Raw genomic sequence first — 17,319 nt, forward strand, 5'->3', positions numbered from 1 at the left:
GTCATTTCCTTCCGAATAGCTTGAGGATGGCTGATAATTTGAGGATGGCGGCGATCAGCGCTGCCCAGAGGCCGGGCCTGGCGGCAGCCACGGCAGCCACGGGAGGCACGGGAGGCACGGGAGGCACGGGAGGCACGGGAGGCACGGGAGGCACAGAGGGCGTAGCGGTCGCTTGGGGAACGGCAATTGGCTTAGCGGGCTCTGGCGGGGCTGCGGGGACGACCGCGGACGACACCGGACCGGCAGACGGCCAGGGCGTGTCCTTGATGCGCGACCATTTGTGATAGGCCTCGGCAAGCCTGGTATCGTAGGCGTTCTTGCGATAGCCGGCGCCGTTGTAGCCCTTGGCGAATCCCGACCAGTCATGATTGCGCAGATTGTCGTCGAGCCGCTTCTCGACGATGAAATCGATCGCCGCGCCGAGTTGCAGCGCCTCGTCCGCCATCATCGCCTCGGCCATCGCCTGCACGGTAAGGAAGCCTGCCGCCATGAAATTCTCGCCGAGAACCTGGCCCAAGCCCCACGAAGCGGATTTGAGCGCCGCGGTTTCGTCGATCGCACAAGCTGCCCTGAGCCGTGGGTAGCTGTCCCTGGGATAGGGCTTTGCGCCCCACTTCGGATAAGCGAGGCCGGCGGCTACCGCTTGTGCCCGCTTGGCACCCGACAGGTTGCGGTAGAAGACGTGCGGTTCGAACAGGATGACCGGCCGGCCAACGGCGTCGAAGCCGTGCCCGCTGGTCTCGACATCGAGGAACGCGTGCATCTCGTCCTCGCCGACGCCGATCCGGGCACCGAGTTTCGGCAAGTCTATATCATCGAGGCGCCTGGCGGCGCCCCTGAACGTCATGTCCATGGGCAGTCCTTTCCGCCCTCGCGGGCAAGGTTTTGAGGTTGAAAAAGCAGATGCGCGGCGGCAAAGCAGAATTTGGCGGCAGCCCGCGCCGATGTGGCAAGGAAGGTTGATGTTTTCGACCCGCCGTGTGAAATGGCCGCGGGATGGTGCACATGTCTGATGATGAACAAACCGCTGCGGCACGCTGGTCGGTGAAGTCCGAGCTCCGCGCCGTCGCTCGCGACAAGCCGTTGCTCGCGGTGCTGGCGGCGATCCTCTGTCTCTATTGTGCGTTTATCGCCGGACCGATCGTCTATGCGGTGCTGGCCATCAACGGCATTGCGGATTTCTTCAAATGAAGCCGGTTCCGGCGATATCGCTGCGGTCAGGCGCGCTGCGTTTTCGGCCCCGAAATTGCTTGGCCTGGATGAAATTGCCTAGCCGGGATGAAACTGTTCCCGTCTATCGTTCGTAGCTTTAGCGGGAGGACACGTGACGATAAGAATCAGGCTTCCGGGCGGCACCTTGAAGATCAAGAAAAGGAGCGAGCTGCGGCGCCGCGAGCAGAACCGCGAGGTGCCGGTTTGGCAGGTCGGCAATTACTTCGTCATCTGGTGGCCGAGCGGCGTGTCCGATCGCCCGTCCTCGCCCAGAAAATCCTCGCCCAGGAAATAGCCCGCGTACCCGACGATCCCGATTGGGCATGCCGCCTCGGTGATCAGGAACCGCCGTGCGCGCCAAAACTTCCGAGACCGCTCGACAAATCCCAGAAAAAGTCGGCGGGCAGGCATTGACTCTTCCGCAGCGGAAGGTCTCTAATGCTGCATTGCACAATGGGGTGGCGGAATCGATGGCGGTGCGTATCAGGATGCCTGGCGGCACACTGAAGGTGAAGGTGTACCGCGAATTGCGCCACCGCGAACGCGCCCGCCGCATACCCGTCGTCAAGATCGGCCGGATCTATTTTACCTGGTGGTCGAACCGCCAGCGCCTGGTTGACGATCAGTCGCCAGGGTGACGCATGAATTTTTCGGCTGCCATGCGCCTGGGAAAGCCTGCCCCAACCTCCGCCGGCCAGTTTGCAAAATAAGTTGATGAGGCTGCTGTTGACTCTCCCATAACGGAAGGTCTCTACTTACCGCATTGCACGAAAATTGCTGCGTTGCACAACGGGAGTTGGACCGATGGCAGTGCGTATCAGGTTGCCTGGCGGCACTCTGAAGATGAAGACCTATCGTGAGTTGCGGGCCAGGGAACGCGACCGCCGCGTGCCTGTGATGAAGATGGGCTCGCTGTATTTTGTCTGGTGGTCGAAAAGCCAGGACCTGCATCAGAAACCGCAGGACAGCAGACGGTAGCTGCTCCGCCGGCGGCGGGTCTGCGTCGGCGATGACCCTGACAATTCCGAAATACTTCCCAGCTATAGGATTTCTGGTCGGCCTGCTGTGCCATTGTTGGTGCGCACAGCATCCCGAGCGGCCTCGCAGAGCAATTCTTCTGACGAACTTTTCGGCGATTTTCAAATGGCCTCCAGACTGGCGGACACGCGCGTTTGCAAGCTTGCAAACCGCCGCCGCTTGTCGCAATAGCTAGGCCGTGAGGAGTCGCATGGATGATGGAGACTGACCTGCTTATTGCGAACAGCCAACTTCGGCTGTCGGTTCAGTTAGCCGAAGGGCAACTAATCCCACCCATAATCCTTGATACTGACCTCGAAGACGCGGCGCCGGCATTCTTCGAAGGGGTACACCAACATTGGAAGCATTTCAGATTCTTTGAGCAATCGCAGCCTTTCGCTGAGAGGTTGTCCAAGCCGCACTTCGACCGTAACTGATATGCCATTCGTTCCATCATTCCTCTACCGCCTAGCCGGCATCAACTCCGGTCCCGCGACGAAGCTAAGTTTGCGGAGCGTCCGCAGTTTGCGGCGAGGCAAGCATGCGATCGGCGAAGAATGCATCATCAACGGCGTCTTTTCCTTCGATCGCGCTGATGCAAAGATCACCGTGGGAAAAAGATCCTATATCGGCAAGAGCCACCTCGTCGCAGCTGAGAGGATCGAAATCGGGGATGACGTGATCATTAGTTGGGGTACCACAGTCGTCGATCACAACTCACACGCGACGGGTTGGCAAGACCGCAAGGAAGATATCGCCGACTGGCATCAGAGAAAAAAGGACTGGTCAAAGATCACCATTGCGCCAGTGAAGATTGAAGACAGCGTCTTTATCGGCTTCAACGTCATCATTCTCAAGGGCGTAACGATCGGCAAGGGATCGGTCGTTGGTGCGGGGTCTGTCGTCACAAAAGACGTGCCGCCCTTTAGTATGGTTGGCGGTAATCCTGCAAAGCAAATCGGCGGCGCTGCCGCTAGATCAGCGACTTAAGCACAGAGCTCCGGCCATGTAGGCCATGCTGCGCATCGCCATCTTGGGTGCAAACCTGAGAAATTCGGTCCGCAGTCTGTGTTTTACCCATCCTTTTTTTTCGCCAGCCAGGTGCTGTTCATAGGCGAGGTCGTGCGCAAAAACCTTTAGCCGTTCGACCTTCAGCCCGGACGTTTTGAGAAGGTTTTCAAACGTTTGGGTTGTGTAGAAGTTGATATGCCCATACGGCCCTGACATCCGAATGGCCTTGCTGAGATCTCGCGTATGCTCCAAAGGCACTTCGATATACAGCTTCTTGCAGACCCGAGCCGCCTCCCTGAGAAACATCCGTTCGTGTTCGACGTGTTCGACGACGTGAATGGCAAGCCCGAGATCGAACGACTTGTCGGGATGAGGGATGTGATAGCCGTCGAATACGTCGATGCTGGCCAGTTTGGCGATTTTTCTTGCCTTGATAGCCTCGACGCCGCTCTTCGAAATCTCGACGGCGCCAAGCTTCTTACCGAGCCCCTTCCTGTTCAGCTTATCCAGCACCGCACCTTCGCCCGCCCCGATGTCAAGAATCCTGCCGAAGAACTGGCCTTGAATGATCGCTTCGATGTGCCCGACCGACTGGTTCGAAGCTATGTCCCGTTTTGCGGCTACTTTTCCATCGGCGTAATAGTCATCATAGATGTCGATGATGCTGCCGGCATGCGCCATGGGACAATCCTCCAAGGATAGCCCCCGCCGACCTCATCCTGCCATTGCCTGCGAACGGCGTCCAGCGTCGACTACGGCGCCGCCTGCCCAGACCTCAATGAGACCCTCAATGTCGCCGTCAGGAACCGGGATTTCGCGGCTGCGTGCCGATTTCGCCCTTGTGCTGAATAGCAGATGGCATTGGGCTATCCCCGCTCCGCAACTTGTTCGATGAAGCGCAGCGCATTGCCGTCATGGCCGGCATCGTTGAAATGCAACCCCTCTTGGTAGTTCCCAGAGTTGATGTAATCGAAGCCGTCGATCGGGATGGTCAGCACGTTCCGGGACCTGTAGGTCTGTCGGATTGCGCCGAGAGCGGCGTCATAAGTTCGGCCGCCGGTGTAGCTTGCATCCCATGCCGCCGAAGGCCGCGTCGGCGGCATGACAAGGATACGCGGTGCAGCGGCCGCTTCCAGCGCGTTGATGATTGTTGCGATGTTTGCCGATATCGTGGCTGGCGGCGTGCCAAAGCTGTCATTGATGCCGAGCGCCAGGATGGGCACGATCTTGCCGCCGGCGTAGCCGCATTGAGCGGCGGCCGATGTAAGACGCGCAGTGTTGAATGACGAGAAGGCATAGCTGCCGTGTGCCGCGCGCAAGGTGCGCAGGCGCGGACGCGAGCCGGCCGCCTTGACGCCAAGCCTGATGAGCCCGGTAATCTCGACAGGACCGCCGACAGCCGTAAGAGTGTAATTGCCGCTTGCCGCCTGCGCGGTGAGCGACGGCCCCGAATATCGGTCAAGCGCCAGGGCGCCGGCGCAATTGACGGTTTTATAGGCCGCGCCGCCGTCGAAGGCAAAGGCAAGTGAGCCCTGGGCTGCGTCCTGGGTGTAGTGGACGTCGACCTGTTCATAGGCGCCGGTGAACGACAGGGTCGCGCCGGCCGCTAGGATGATGCTCTCGCCGATCGGCCCGCGCGACCCTGTCGACACGCTGCCGGCGACAGTGACGCCATAGAAGGTCGGAACGTAGGTAGAGCTTGGCCGCAAAGCAGTCATGCCCGGTTCATCGTCGGCAATGCCGATATTGGCAAAGCGGGTAACCAGGTTGAACCAGTGTTTCGGCCCGTCGCTGGCAAGTGCCCAAAGGCCGATGCTATCGGCGATCAGGCAGAACACATCGTTGTTGGCAATATGTTCGGCCATCTTCGCGCGAAAGCCGTCATAAAGATTTTGCAGCGACGGCTGGCGCGGAATGAAGAAGCGCTTACCGTTGACAGCCGGCTTGCCAGGTCCCCAAAAACCGTCGCCAGATGCAGGAATGGCCGTCAAAGCGAAATTCCCAGGCGGCACATAGGGATTAGGATGAGCGGCGGTCGCCGACGCAAACAGCGCGGTCGCATCAACGACGCCATTCGGATCTGCGCCAGCCAGCAGATTCATGCCGTCATTACCGCCGCCCCGGGTCAAGGCGCGGTCGGCATCGGCGAGCAGACCGGTTTTGATCGTAAAGCGAAGCTCATATCGATGCTGGGCGGACGATGCTACGGTCGCGCCAAGCGACAGTGCGCCTGCCTTGATCCATGCCGGGATGCCTTGCGGGTTGACGCTGTTTTGAAACTTGTAGGCGCCGCCGCTGATCGCCGGATATTTGCCGGCTGGGATTGGGATACCCAGCGGAATATGGGCGACCCCGTTGATCAGCGTCACCGCACATGTGCTTAGGACGTTGACCACCAACCCGCCGAGATAGTCCACTACATGAATGAGCGCAGCGCCGGCGCCAGCGCCAGCGCCAACTTCGACCGCTGTAATATAGCCGTCGGCCGGCGCTGGCGTCTGCATGATGACGCTGTAGCTGCCCGGAACGTCCGACCCGGTGTTGACCAGCGCCGGCCAGCCGATTTCCTGGCTAATGCCGACAGCGGAAACGAGACCGTTTGCCGTGGAATAGGCAGCGCGCGCCTTGACGGCGACTTCGCCGGTGAAGGTCGCCTTCCACTGCGGGCCATTTGCCGCGCCTATGGTCTTGGCAGTATGCGAGGTCGGTACCACCGCTGTGAACCACTCGACTCCACCGTTCGGAATTGCCCCGGCAGTATAGTACCAGCTGCCAACTCCAGTGCGCTGGACGCCCATGACGCTCCCGGCCGGCTTCAGAATCGCGAGTCCCGAAACAACTGACGACGGGCCGGCTGGAACGGATATCGTTTGCTCGGAAACAAGGCTAAGCGTCCCGTCGCCCTCGAGGTGGGCGAAGACAATATGGGCTGTCCCTGGCACGGCGCCGAATCCAAGCTCCAAGGTCGAGAGATATTCATCGGCCGCAGACACCGATCCAGGCCAGAAATAGACGCTGTCGTTGGTAATCAGCGTGCCGCCGACAGAACCAGTGATCGGAACCGGCCCAATCGCCCGCGAGCTGATCGGGGCAATTTCCGCCGGTGACGCACGAATACCCGTATCGACGGCAATCGGGCCTGTCCCGACGCTGTGAAGCCCCACAATGCCGGCGCTGACCTCCGTCCAGAAATACTCGCCGACAACGACATTCCTGCCCAGCACCGCCGCTGCGGCGGCGCCGGCCAGCCCTGCCGACGCCGCAAAACTGAACGTCGGCGCCACTGTGTAGGAGCCCGGCGCCGTGATCAGTATCTGCGTCAGCGCCCCGCCCGCCACGACGAAGCGGCCGGCGGCGCCCGAACCGGTGCCGCCGGTAAACGCCAGGTCGAACGTGCCGTTGGCGCCGCCGGAGCCGGCGGTGATCGCACCGTTGCCGGCGACGCCGAAGCCGATTGCCGCCGCCGTCGTCGGGAAAATGCCCTTGCCGTAGAGCGAAGCGTCGCGTGCAGCCTGGGCGCTGATGACGGCCGCCGCGGCGGCGACGGCATCGGAATTGGTCGCAGCCCGGTCGGCTGTGGTTTGTCCGGCATTCGCGGCGGAAGCGGCAGCACTGGCGGATGCCTGGCCGGCGCTGGCTGCGGCAGCATCCTTCAGCGCCTGGGTTTCATCGCGCAGCGCTTCGACCTCATCGACCACGTCCGCGATGTCGGGCGGGACGGATGCGGCGATGGTGATGGCATCGGCGCCGACGGCCGGCTCGTCGGCCGTGAACTCGAACACGCGATCCGCATTGACCGATCCGATCTGGGTATGGACCGTCGTGCCCTTCTGCAGGGTGCGCGTAGAACGGGCGTCGGCGGCGCGGAACCATTCGCCTGCGCTCGCCGTGTAGATGCCGTTCTGCGTCGGGTCGGCCTGATCCTTGACCAGCACGCGGTCGCCGACCTCGACCGGCACGCCGTCGATGGCCTGCAGGCCGTGCAGGAGGATGTCGGCCGTGGTTGCGAGGCGCACGGGTTCGCGTTCGCCGGTCAGGAGACGAACGGCGGCAGTTGCAGGTCGGGACATGAGGGCTTGCTCCATAAAAAAGCCCCGCATAAGCGAGGCTGGAAGGGGTTCAGTGCTGTCGGTGGGAGACTTAAGCTACGCGGCCGGACACCGCGCTATCTGGCGCAGCCGGCGATTTACATTTTCAGGACAGAGAGCGGCAACGCGGTCGAGACTACAGCAATCCGCCAATCAGCCTTCTTGTCCCGCCGATGGCCACCAGCCCGCAGGCCATGCCGGCGCAGTCGGCAACCCAGTCGAGGATATCCATATCCCGCGCGATCAGCTGCGCGCCCTGAAGCAGCTCGATCGCCGCGCCGGTGATGGCGAGGAGCACGACCAGTCTCGTCTTGTGTTCCGGCCAGCCGAGGCTTCCGAGTGCCGCCAACACCGCGAACGCCGCGGCGTGGTTGAGCTTGTCGTGCTGGAAGGTGAAGCCCATGTCCAACTCCTGCAGGAAGCGCACCGGCGAAAGCGCGAGCAGGAGAACAACGATCAGGGTGAGCAGAAAAACGATCCTTGCCATGGTCGGAAAAGAGTCTGTGCGCAACAGGTCAATCCTTCATCTGAAACAGGAGGCGATCCAGAAGGCACCACCGACTGGGACCGCTCGGCGGTTAGCAGGCCATAAGCCAGCATCGTGACCACAATCAGACCGACGGCACGTTGCGTGCCTGGTCGCCATTTCCGGCGTGCGCACTCACCAGTGATTGCGCCAGTGCTGATCCGGTCGAACCGAGTGCCGGGCTTGCATCCGCGACGAGCCACGGAGCACGCCAGTACATCACTTCGGGAGCAACGAAAGCACGTTCTCGTCAAGGAACTGACGGCGCTTGCCGACAAGCGGCAGCCGATCACTCTCGAAGTTCCGGCAACACCCTTTCGTCGAGAAATTTGAGACGGCTATCCAACATTTCGGCGTTGGCTGGGCGAGGCGGCACGTTGACCGGGATTAGATCTGCCACCGAGTCCCCCGTCGCGCAGCTTCGACCCACGCTTCCATGGCGCCGATATATCCATCCAGCGCCTCGTATGGAGTCTTGGCGTCTACCGCCGGCAGATATGTCGGGGGCACATCGCCGACGATTACCCATATCCATGGGTCAACTTCCGGCCTGCCCGGAACAATCTCGAAGAGAAAAATATAGGTTATGCCGTCGGCCCCGTATCCAAGGTATTCCCCCTTGATGTCTGAAACCCAATCATAGAAATCAAGATATTTTCAGGGCTTCCAGACGTGCAGCATCAAGCTCTTCATCGCCTGTGCTTTTGTCAGTCGACGGCAAGCGGGTGACGCTGGTCAAGTCGGGTTTGACGTCGCTATAATTTCTCTCGACCACTGTGTTCCCTTTCATTTCTTGCTTGAGCCATCTTCTTCTTGCCCAGCGAGCATAGTCTCCTGCATCGCCATGGTGTTTAATATGATCTGCTCTCGCACGATGCGTGATGTTTGAGAGGTGATCTGCCCCCCGTCGGCCAGCGCTTTCTCGTGAGACACATCCATATTCCGGCCCGTGGGCTGATTGGTCCTTGCCAGAACGCTCCGTGCGAAGTGACGCCCCGGTTTCTTGCACCGCTGTCGGCTCCGCCGCTCAGCGTCGCAATCACCCATGTCAACCGTTACAATTGGAAGTCGAAACTAACTCCGCTCCGATTCTGGGTGTTCGTCGAGGGTTTTGCCTCGCCTCCATGGCGAGGTTTTTGTCTCGCGCCAAGCATACCAGCCGTAAGGTAAATCAGCCAACTGCATAATAGTCTTGTCTTTTTCAACCATATTTTTCAGGCTTATGATCATAATATCGCTTTCATCGAAATCTTCGGATTCATCCGCGTCGGGAGTCTTTGTCGGATCAACTGGAATAAGCGGATCGATGTGATCAAACTGTGATTCGTTGGCGGAGGAGTAACGCCTTTTTTTACTTTCACCGGGTCAAAGCAGAGTAAACTCCGCTACCATTCAGAATGTGTTTAGGTGATTTTGTCGCGCTTCCATGGCGAAGACTTTGTATCGCGCCACGCACGCCAGCCTAACGGCAAATCCGCCAACTGTGCAACAGTTCCATCAAGCTCGACCACCTCGACCAAGGCCACTAAAATTAGGTCATCTTGATCAACTTCAGCTTCATTTCCGTAGAATTGCCACGACTCATTATCGTCGCCGTCATCATCATGTGACACATACGCAATCCAGCCGCCCCCCCTAAATATCTTCCGAGTCGAAATAACGGCTGTGTTTTTTGGGTTTTCGAACTTCCATTCGGTCATATGTCACCTATTTGTTCGATTTTTCTATATTCTCAAACCCAGCCGTAAGACGAAGATTTTTATAGCTATTTGATCCTGACGATTTTGTCTTGTCAGCGGGATTAACTGGATCTATGTGATCGATATGAGCTTCGTTTTTTGGAGGAGTTACGCCTCTTTTGCTTTTCTTTGCTGGAATTATTTCTATACCACTCTCATCCGATCTCAAAATTCCATCATTCACCCTTTTATTTTCCTCGAAAATAGCTATCCTCTGCTTCTTTGTTGGATCCTTGCCGGACGCAACGTTGGGAGGATCTTCCAAATGCGTATAGGGCCTCCTTATTTCTCGGGCCTTGCCGGTCGAGATCGGAATCTCTTCTGCATTGACAGAAACCGGGGGAGCCCCACTATCCAGTACGATATCAGGTTTAGCATTCGCAGAACGCCCGGCAAGCCTTGCCAACACCTGGCTGCCAACTGCACTGAGCCCTTCGGCAAGGACATTGCCGCCCGCCCCCCAAAGCGCGCCGTTGGCAATTCCCCAGGGGACGCTCTGTCCTGTGTTGAAGGCGTATGCCCCGCCATAAGTGCCACCCACCACACCCCCGACGCCAGTTCGGGCAGCAAGACCGATCAAGCCGTTCTCTGCCGCCGCGCCAACGCTTGCCCGGCCCAGCAAACCGAACAAACTCTCCGCCAGGCCATATCCGCTTAAGCCGGTGCCGAGGGCTTCCGCCGCCCAACCGGCCGAACCGGCCCGGTCCTCGGCGTCCTCGGTCTTGGCCTGTTCATCTTCGAGGAGGTTCTGGTAGTTTCCTCCGGACCAAGCGGAGTCCAGCCCGGCGGAGATCGCATCCGCACCGCCGGCGGCCGCGCCCTTAGCCGTGAGGCGGCCGACATCCGAGAACGCCAAGCCGAATTGCTGTAGCCACGGCATGGTGCTGTACTGGGCTTGGGCCGGATGTTCCCCGATCCACGCCAGCCCGTTCTTGAGCACTGCAACCTGGGCTTCCAACGACGCTGGCGCGACGTTCGGATCTTGGGCTGCCTTGGCTCGCCACTGGGCTTCCGCCGCCACAGAAATCTGTTGGGTTGTCGCCTTGCGGGCATCAGGATCGCGAACCGCCAGGACGATCGAACTCAACTTGGCAAGGCGCTTTTCGAACGGCACGCCTTGGTCGATGTATTTCGCCGCCTGCTGGCCAGCTACAGCCCAGGGCATTGGCAGTATTCGGTCGAAGCCCAACTCCTGCTGAGCAGCGACGGCCCAGGTGACGGCAGCCTTATAATCCTCAGGAGCTGTGATCTTATCCCAGTCCGGAGCATGGTTCGGGAACAGTTGGCCGACGTAACCGGCGGGATCGGCGCGCCTGGCACCCAGCACCAATTGCGCGGCGCCGGCCCTTATCTCATATTGCTCCCGCTCTTCCGGCGAGCCGTAGGGGCCGGGTTCAAAATCCCGAATCTGGGCGTGTATCGCCTGGTTCGGGACGGGTCGCATGTCGAAAACTGCGCGGCCGATATCAGCCGTTATGTCGAAGGCTTGGAGACGCTTGCCGCCATCTTCGGCGCCGTACACGGCAGTGAAGTCTTCGGCACCCGGTGTCTTGCCAGAATAGCTGCCGGTATTGGCAATGGCAGCCGGCGCGTTCTGCAAGGCGATGTCGATGTTCGTGCGCGCATCGACCAGGCTTGCCACAGTCGCTACCTGCGCCTTCTGGCCGAGATCCTGAACCGTGTCCGGCGACAAGTCGGCAATCCAGGGTCCTGCGGCAGCCCAAGCCGTATTTCCGACGGGCCCCACGGAACCCGTGCGGATAGGTGTTTCGTCGGACGGAAGGCCACCTACGGGCGCTTCGCGCGTCGCCAGCACGCTGGACCCACTCGCCCGAGGTCCGCCCACAGCTTCGATGGTATCGTCCTTAGTCCTGCCGTCCGTTGAGACCGGCCCAGTCCCCAGCACCTCCGCAGCACGCTTCGGGTCCTTGGCGATCATCGCGTCGGCGAGCGCCTTTGCCGTGTTGCTGCGCCAGGCAGCCTCGGCGGCCTGGCGGGCCACCGGGTTGCCCATCTTGCCGATCAGGTCGAGCCCGCTCTGCCTGATCGCCTCGAACGTGCCGCTATCGTCCGGGTCGCCCTGCGCGATGGCGCTTGTGTAGCCGTCCTCGACCTTGCTCCACTCGGCCTGCTCATAGTTCTGGCGCCGCGCGTGCTGCTGCGCGGCCATGCGCGCCGAGCCGGCCAGCCGCAATGCCTGCTTTTGGGCGAGAAAATTGGCGCGTTCGCCCTCCGGCACTTTCGCTACGGTGTCGTCGAAGATCTGGTCGAACAGGCCGGGCCTGACGACGCCGTCGCTGCGCGGATCGAGCTGGCCATACATGAAGTCGTGCAGGCCGCCGCCGGCGGCCGGCGCGGTCTGCACCGCCACGGCCTCGGCGTGGGCGATGCGTGCGTTCAGCTCGCGGCCGATAATGTCGGCGTCGAACGCGTCCTGCTGCTGCTTCTGTTGCTTGAAGCGCTCGGCAATCGCCGAGAGCTCGTCGCCAAAGCCTTGCATGGCGGCGCCCACCGGCGAGCCGTCGGGATAGGAGGCCACGGTGCCGGTATCGAGGCGGCGCTGCGCAAGCTGGAGCGGGATGGTGGCCATCAGTAGAGGCCTCCACCCGGCGCCGGCGGGAAGGCGCTTCCGCCGAACGTCACCGCCTTGGCCGGGTCGTAGATGCCGGAGATGCCGGACACGAGATTGCTGCCGGCCTTGAAAATCGAGGCGCCCACCGCCTGCCTGCCGGAAAAGCGCGCGATCGCCGCCTGCGTGGCGAGACCGTTCTGGCGCAGCTGCGAGCCGTACTGGATCGCCTTGAGGTCGAGCTGGCCCTGCCTTGCATTGGCCGCCATCACCTCGGTCGGCGAACCAGAAATAGCGACGCCCGAAGCGCCGGCCTGGGCACGCGCCTGCGCCTGCAGCAGATCCTGCTTATGGCGCTCCTGGCCCTGCTCGAAGGCCGAGCTTTGGGCGTCGGCCCGCGCCTGCTGTTCATAGGCCTTGGCCTGGTACTCGGCCATTTGCTTCGACTGCTGGCCTTCCGCCAGCGCGCCGCCGACCGAAAGCGCCGTGCCGATAAGAGCTAGTGTGCACATGGTCAGCCTCGTTCGCCGGCGGGAATGAATTTGCTTTTGATGCCGCCGACCGGTGCGCCGATCGCAGGGCGCCGGTCGAGCACACCGCCGGGGCTGAGGAAGGACAAAAGCAGCCGGTCGGCCTGGATTGCCGGGCGGCTGAGACGCGATGGCGCGGCGGCCCGCGGGCCGGCCATGGCGGTGCGCCGGATGGTGGTCACGTTGATCTTCAGGTCGACGGCGCCGTCGGCATCGAAAAGGCCGTTGGCGGCGATGATGGCGCGGCTCAAGGCATCGGCCGCGAACAGCTCCTGGCGCAGCTGCTCGATCAGCCAGTGGACCGTGCGCCAGCGCTCGCCGAGCGCCTCGGCCTTTGTCCTGACCTCGTCGCCGGGCGCAGGCGTGGCGACGGCAGCTTCGGCGGGGGGTTCGTCCAGGGGGGCGCCAACGCGGCGCTCGTCCGCGTCCTCGATGGTTTTCTCGATCAGTGCGATTTCAGCGTTGCAGTCGTCCAATGCGGCACGCGCCGCCGTCAAATTTCCGGCGCCGAAGATCGCGTCAAACTTTTCCGTTTCCAGCTCGCCCTTGCGGGCGATCGCATCGTTGAGGTCGGTGTCGAGCAAGGCGATGACGGCTACAAAATCGGCAGCCGTCCGCGCCTTGCCGAGTTGCTCGGCATGGGTTGGGGTCACGGGTGGGTTCCTTGGTTGGGGAAGCGATGGAAGACGGAGCGGGTGATCTCCCCCCTCGAGGGGGAGATGGCCGGTAGGCCAGAGGGGGTCGTCTCGCGTGGAGCGCCGGCGTTCTTCCCCCGCGATGGAGGCGATGGGAGGCCGCGTCAGGACGTGCCGACCCCCTCTGTCGCCTTCGGCGACATCTCCCCCTCGAGGGGGGAGATCAGCAGTTTCTAAGGCTCGGCGTCGAACACCGGTGTCATCGCCCTGATCGTGCAGGGCGTTGGATTGACGTGGCGGATCTTCACCCGCCCCTGCCCTTCCCAGCTATCGTCGATCGGCACCTCGACATTGCCGGTGAACAATTTCGCCATGCCGTCGGGTGCAACCAGAGACGGAATGCGAACCTGCTCCCAGCGGCCGCGGATGAACGACTGGACCTGAAGCCCGGTTGTGTCGGTTTCCAGCAGCGAAAGAATGAGCTTGGCCACCTTCTTGCGCCGCCCGACGATCGATCCGTCGCGACCGCCGACGTCGAGCTCCAGCGTGTTGGCTTCGGACTGGTAGCCGAGCCCGACCTGCCATTTGGCTGCCGTAGCCCCACCGGGCAGCGAAACCGCGCCAGCAGCCACAGCAAGGCCCTTGTAGACCTTGCCATCGGCCAAGACGTCGAGTGTTTCGCCGTTGAGATGATCAAGCCCTGAGACCGTGCCCACAGCGGCGCCCGAATAGGTCAGGCCGCAGTCGACTTCGAATGCATCGCCGATCCCGCCATACTCAAACGGCGCGGTCTTGATTTCGATATAGCGCCTGGTCACGCCGCCGATCGTGCGCTTGACGATCAGCCAGAGATCGTCGTTGCCGTCCTGGCCGGGCGTCACCACGGCGCTTTCGACAACGGCCCAGTTCGATCCTGCGAAGCTTCCGGCGATCTGGTGGATGTGCATGCCGCGAACGTCCTGCGACGGCTGGTGCGTGTAGCCGCCGAGTTCGCCATCCCCGAGCGGGAACCAGAGCAGCGGATCGGGGTCGGTCTGGAAGGCGAGTTCGACGACGCCTTTCTTGGGAATGTGCTCCGATATCTGACCGACATCGTCGGAGGTGAAGCGGCCGGTGGCGTTTTGCGTCAGCTCGGCGATCGATTTGCGGGAGCGGGTGACATAGAGGAACGACTGCCCCGCATCGACGGGACGCAGCGGGGCACAGCCGAAAGTCCGCGACCGGCGGTTCTTGAACGAGGACGGCGTCAGCGCCTCGTCGATGCCGGAACCCGACAGCGCCCTCACCCCGCCAAGCGTCCCGATGATCAGCGCGCCGTCCGATTCCGCCACCCACGTAATGTCGTTGGCCTGGCCGCCACCTGCCTGCACGAATTCCAGCGCGTCGGTGTCTTTCTCACCGGTGGCGAAGTTGTCGAAATCGCCGGTTTGCGAGGCATAGACCGAGAATTTTCGGCTGAACGCCAGGCGCTCCTCGTAAAGCGAACCGCTCTGGACATACTTGCCGGGCACGAAGGTGCCGAGACGCCAGCGGATGATCGGGCTGAGATCGGGCAGAGCGTGCCCGTACAACTGGACCGTGACTACCGTCGTGCTGGTCCGGGCAACGACCTTGGCCCAGCGCCAGAAGCCATCCGCGCCAAGCAGACGAATGGCGCGGCCGATATCGCTGGTCTGGAAGCCGATGCCGTCATTGATGCCGACGATCGAGGAGGCCGAGAGATCAAATGGCGTTTGCGACGGCGCGTATTCGTGCAGGGCCAGTTCGGCGATAGCGGTTCCGTCGCTGCCGCCACCTGAAAACAGTAGCTGATAATATTCGTAGGCAACCGTGTTGTTGAAGCCGTCGAAGAAACGGGTTTCCGACTTGGACCAGCCGGTCTCTCCGTCGCGGCTGTCGAGCGTCGTCCAGTCGGTGCCGTTGTGCGAGGCCTGGAATTGCCACTGGGTCGGCGATGCAGTGTCTGAGTGATCATTCGTGGCGGTAATCCAGTAGGCGTCGACCGTCTTGGCCCCGCCGCCGCCGAACTGGTAGCGCAGATACCCGCTCGGAAAGCCCGCTATGTTCTCCCCCTTCTGCTTGTCGCCATCGAACACCTGCCACACGTCGGATGAGCCGTTGCTGTTGCTGACCGTGCCGCTTGGCAGCGTATTCGAGGCCATGACCGGCATGGCGTTGCCGGTTGCGGCCGGCGTTAGCGTCGTGGCCGTGGTGTTGATCTTGTCGTATGGGCCGTCGAGAAAGACGAAATCGGCGAGCGTCCAGGTCGTGTGCGCAGTGCGCGTCAGCACTTTGACCGGATGATCCTTGTGGGTGATCCACATCTGGTCTGCCGACTGGACGAATTGCAGGTCGAACAGATCGGCCTCGGGATAAGGCGAAACGACTTCGACCGTGCCGACACGCGCGCCATAGGCATAGACGCGGATGTAGAGATCGCCGAATTCGAGCGCATAGGCCTGATCGGCCGAGAAGATGAACGGGATCAGCCGTGTCGCCTTTGATGAGTCCCTCACCTCCGCGCAAAAATAGGTGCCGCCACGCTTCCTGATACCGCCATGCGGCAGCGTGACGAAATTCATGCATTTGGACAGCGCCGCCCGGTAAAGATCGAGCGAGGCGCGAGCATGCAAGCGGGGAGAAATCTCGCCGCGGATGAAAGCATCTTGGACCGGATAGAGCGTGGTCATCGGCCGACGCCCCGGCTGTCGCCGCGCTGGAAAGCCCAGGACGTCGTCGAAAATCTGCCGCCGCGCTGGATGGCATTGGCTGAATAGGCGGCGTCCAGCGCCCTGTCATAGGCGCTGCGGGCGACGTCGATCATGCTGGCCTTGTGGGTCAACGGATGGGCGATCTTGATGGCGAGCGCCGCCACCAGCACTTCGCTGAACAGCGCGTCCCAGTCGTTGGGGTCGGTCAGATTGGCGACATAGCGGATGACGCGCGGTCCGGCCTGATCCGAATAGATCAGCCCGGCCTCCTGCCGCCATGAGAGCGGCACGCCATCCGGCTCGCCATTATGGGTCAGCGGCAAGGGCCGCAGGCAGTCGGCGGGAAGCTCATAGGCGAAGTTCAGCGTGCCAGCGCCGCTGCCGGTGTCGAAGCCGGCGACCGAGGCCGCCAGGATGGCGAAGACAAAGGCGTGCTTGGTCAATTCGGCCTCGCGGGTCAGGTCAAAATGCAGATTGAGCAGGCGCGCCGCCTTGGCGTCCTGGTCGAGGCTGTCGATCGGCGCCTCGTCGAGCACGGCGAGCGCCATGTTGGCGATGTCGAGCGGGGTGATGGCCATGGCTCAGCCCTCTGTCTGTATGGTTGGTCGGAGAAAACGGGGCATGGTGCCTCCACGGCAAAAAGCCGCTTCGAAGCGGCTGGGGATTTTTTGTGATTTTGGCTTGGGCGGAACGTTGCACGTCTCGTGCACGGGGGCCGTCACGACGCCACCCGCCCGTCATGAAACGGCGTGGCAGACGCTTCGTCAGCCGTCTTTTTCCCATTCGAGCAAGGAAGACGGCAATGCTTCGGCTATTGCAGTTTCACGACACCGCCGCGCAACGCGGCGATGTCTTGCATGAATTGTGTCAGCCGATGCGTGCGCCGGTCGAGATCCCTGTTTCAGCTGACGTGGCAAAGACGGTTGCTTTCACCCTTCCGGCACCTCCCGCCAAAGCCAAGCCCCTGTCCAGGGCATCCTGAAGACTTGGCGTGTAGTAGGCGGTGTCTTCCAGGCCGCTGAAGAAGTTTATGCGATGAACTTCCCCCTTCTTACTCATGACAATGCCCGCTTTTCGGAGCACTTCCTGAACTGTTTTGTACTTCATGTTCATGGTGACCTCCCTTACCAAGACAAGGCAGCATCGCCCTTTCTTGTAACTGTTTGGTGCCGTCGATTGGCCAAAGGGCAACATGAATGTTGTAGCGAACGCCAAAATTCACATCACTCCGACGCAGCGCAGCGGGTGAACTTGCGGGTCGCCACGGTGGCCGACCTGGTG

The 17,319-nt window shown here is 61.5% G+C and carries 16 protein-coding genes; 5 read left to right on the forward strand and 11 right to left on the reverse strand.

The features are described from left to right. Position 1 precedes the first annotated feature (1 nt). Positions 2 to 853 carry an N-acetylmuramidase family protein gene (locus NKH67_RS14535; RefSeq protein WP_352503638.1) on the reverse strand — a complete coding sequence of 284 codons (852 nt, stop codon included), beginning with the start codon at positions 851 to 853 and terminating at the stop codon, positions 2 to 4. Between the two features lie 152 nt (positions 854 to 1,005). Between NKH67_RS14535 and NKH67_RS14540 the strand changes: the two genes are divergently transcribed. From NKH67_RS14540 to NKH67_RS14560, 5 genes are all read left to right on the forward strand, one after another. Then, on the forward strand, positions 1,006 to 1,191 hold the full coding sequence (locus NKH67_RS14540) for a hypothetical protein (RefSeq protein WP_352474196.1): 186 nt from the start codon (positions 1,006 to 1,008) through the stop codon (positions 1,189 to 1,191). Between the two features lie 133 nt (positions 1,192 to 1,324). Beyond that, the gene (locus tag NKH67_RS14545) at positions 1,325 to 1,507 is read left to right on the forward strand and encodes a hypothetical protein (RefSeq protein WP_352491000.1); all 183 of its coding nucleotides are present in this window, start codon (positions 1,325 to 1,327) and stop codon (positions 1,505 to 1,507) included. Positions 1,508 to 1,562: 55 nt separating this feature from the next. Further along, positions 1,563 to 1,850 (forward strand): hypothetical protein, encoded by a 288-nt coding sequence (locus tag NKH67_RS14550; protein WP_352501166.1) that lies wholly within the window; start codon positions 1,563 to 1,565, stop codon positions 1,848 to 1,850. Positions 1,851 to 2,016: 166 nt separating this feature from the next. After that, complete coding sequence (locus NKH67_RS14555) at positions 2,017 to 2,190, forward strand: hypothetical protein (RefSeq protein WP_352465314.1); 174 nt, start codon at positions 2,017 to 2,019, stop codon at positions 2,188 to 2,190. A gap of 564 nt (positions 2,191 to 2,754) precedes the next feature. Continuing rightward, complete coding sequence (locus NKH67_RS14560; RefSeq protein WP_352501167.1) at positions 2,755 to 3,219, forward strand: acyltransferase; 465 nt, start codon at positions 2,755 to 2,757, stop codon at positions 3,217 to 3,219. On the opposite strand, the gene NKH67_RS14565 is transcribed toward NKH67_RS14560, so the two are convergent. From NKH67_RS14565 to NKH67_RS14610, 10 genes are all read right to left on the reverse strand, one after another. Then, positions 3,208 to 3,921: a class I SAM-dependent methyltransferase gene (locus NKH67_RS14565; protein WP_352501168.1), complete on the reverse strand. Its 714-nt coding sequence runs from the start codon at positions 3,919 to 3,921 to the stop codon at positions 3,208 to 3,210. The genes NKH67_RS14560 and NKH67_RS14565 overlap by 12 nt on opposite strands. A gap of 185 nt (positions 3,922 to 4,106) precedes the next feature. Continuing rightward, entirely contained in the window at positions 4,107 to 7,310 is a 3,204-nt protein-coding gene (locus NKH67_RS14570) for an SGNH/GDSL hydrolase family protein (RefSeq protein ID WP_352501169.1), read from the reverse strand. A gap of 154 nt (positions 7,311 to 7,464) precedes the next feature. Next, positions 7,465 to 7,839: a hypothetical protein gene (locus NKH67_RS14575; protein WP_352501170.1), complete on the reverse strand. Its 375-nt coding sequence runs from the start codon at positions 7,837 to 7,839 to the stop codon at positions 7,465 to 7,467. 1,418 nt (positions 7,840 to 9,257) lie between these two features. Further along, positions 9,258 to 9,554: a hypothetical protein gene (locus tag NKH67_RS14580; RefSeq protein WP_352472061.1), complete on the reverse strand. Its 297-nt coding sequence runs from the start codon at positions 9,552 to 9,554 to the stop codon at positions 9,258 to 9,260. Between the two features lie 7 nt (positions 9,555 to 9,561). After that, positions 9,562 to 12,183, reverse strand: coding sequence for a hypothetical protein (locus NKH67_RS14585; protein ID WP_352616478.1), 2,622 nt, complete (start codon positions 12,181 to 12,183; stop codon positions 9,562 to 9,564). Next, positions 12,183 to 12,674, reverse strand: coding sequence for a hypothetical protein (locus NKH67_RS14590; protein ID WP_352501172.1), 492 nt, complete (start codon positions 12,672 to 12,674; stop codon positions 12,183 to 12,185). The genes NKH67_RS14585 and NKH67_RS14590 overlap by 1 nt, the downstream gene beginning before the upstream one ends. Positions 12,675 to 12,676: 2 nt before the next feature. Beyond that, positions 12,677 to 13,345 carry a hypothetical protein gene (locus NKH67_RS14595; protein WP_352501173.1) on the reverse strand — a complete coding sequence of 223 codons (669 nt, stop codon included), beginning with the start codon at positions 13,343 to 13,345 and terminating at the stop codon, positions 12,677 to 12,679. A 215-nt stretch (positions 13,346 to 13,560) separates the two neighbouring features. Further along, positions 13,561 to 16,017 carry a phage tail protein gene (locus NKH67_RS14600; protein ID WP_352616481.1) on the reverse strand — a complete coding sequence of 819 codons (2,457 nt, stop codon included), beginning with the start codon at positions 16,015 to 16,017 and terminating at the stop codon, positions 13,561 to 13,563. Then, positions 16,014 to 16,616 (reverse strand): phage connector family protein, encoded by a 603-nt coding sequence (locus NKH67_RS14605; RefSeq protein WP_352501175.1) that lies wholly within the window; start codon positions 16,614 to 16,616, stop codon positions 16,014 to 16,016. The genes NKH67_RS14600 and NKH67_RS14605 overlap by 4 nt, the downstream gene beginning before the upstream one ends. A gap of 289 nt (positions 16,617 to 16,905) precedes the next feature. Beyond that, complete coding sequence (locus NKH67_RS14610; RefSeq protein ID WP_352501176.1) at positions 16,906 to 17,151, reverse strand: hypothetical protein; 246 nt, start codon at positions 17,149 to 17,151, stop codon at positions 16,906 to 16,908. Positions 17,152 to 17,319: the final 168 nt, after the last annotated feature.

The sequence above is a fragment of the Mesorhizobium sp. M0968 genome, assembly GCF_040319065.1.
In the GTDB taxonomy this organism is placed as follows: domain Bacteria; phylum Pseudomonadota; class Alphaproteobacteria; order Rhizobiales; family Rhizobiaceae; genus Mesorhizobium.

Excerpts from the sequence above, each read along its gene's own strand:
- NKH67_RS14580 (WP_352472061.1), bottom strand. The coding sequence starts at position 9,554 with ATGACCGAATGGAAGTTCGAAAACCCAAAAAACACAGCCGTTATTTCG.
- NKH67_RS14540 (WP_352474196.1), top strand. The coding sequence starts at position 1,006 with ATGTCTGATGATGAACAAACCGCTGCGGCACGCTGGTCGGTGAAGTCC.
- NKH67_RS14585 (WP_352616478.1), bottom strand. The coding sequence starts at position 12,183 with ATGGCCACCATCCCGCTCCAGCTTGCGCAGCGCCGCCTCGATACCGGC.
- NKH67_RS14565 (WP_352501168.1), bottom strand. The coding sequence starts at position 3,921 with ATGGCGCATGCCGGCAGCATCATCGACATCTATGATGACTATTACGCC.
- NKH67_RS14555 (WP_352465314.1), top strand. The coding sequence starts at position 2,017 with ATGGCAGTGCGTATCAGGTTGCCTGGCGGCACTCTGAAGATGAAGACC.
- NKH67_RS14570 (WP_352501169.1), bottom strand. The coding sequence starts at position 7,310 with ATGTCCCGACCTGCAACTGCCGCCGTTCGTCTCCTGACCGGCGAACGC.
- NKH67_RS14600 (WP_352616481.1), bottom strand. The coding sequence starts at position 16,017 with ATGACCACGCTCTATCCGGTCCAAGATGCTTTCATCCGCGGCGAGATT.
- NKH67_RS14605 (WP_352501175.1), bottom strand. The coding sequence starts at position 16,616 with ATGGCCATCACCCCGCTCGACATCGCCAACATGGCGCTCGCCGTGCTC.
- NKH67_RS14590 (WP_352501172.1), bottom strand. The coding sequence starts at position 12,674 with ATGTGCACACTAGCTCTTATCGGCACGGCGCTTTCGGTCGGCGGCGCG.
- NKH67_RS14535 (WP_352503638.1), bottom strand. The coding sequence starts at position 853 with ATGGACATGACGTTCAGGGGCGCCGCCAGGCGCCTCGATGATATAGAC.
- NKH67_RS14610 (WP_352501176.1), bottom strand. The coding sequence starts at position 17,151 with ATGAACATGAAGTACAAAACAGTTCAGGAAGTGCTCCGAAAAGCGGGC.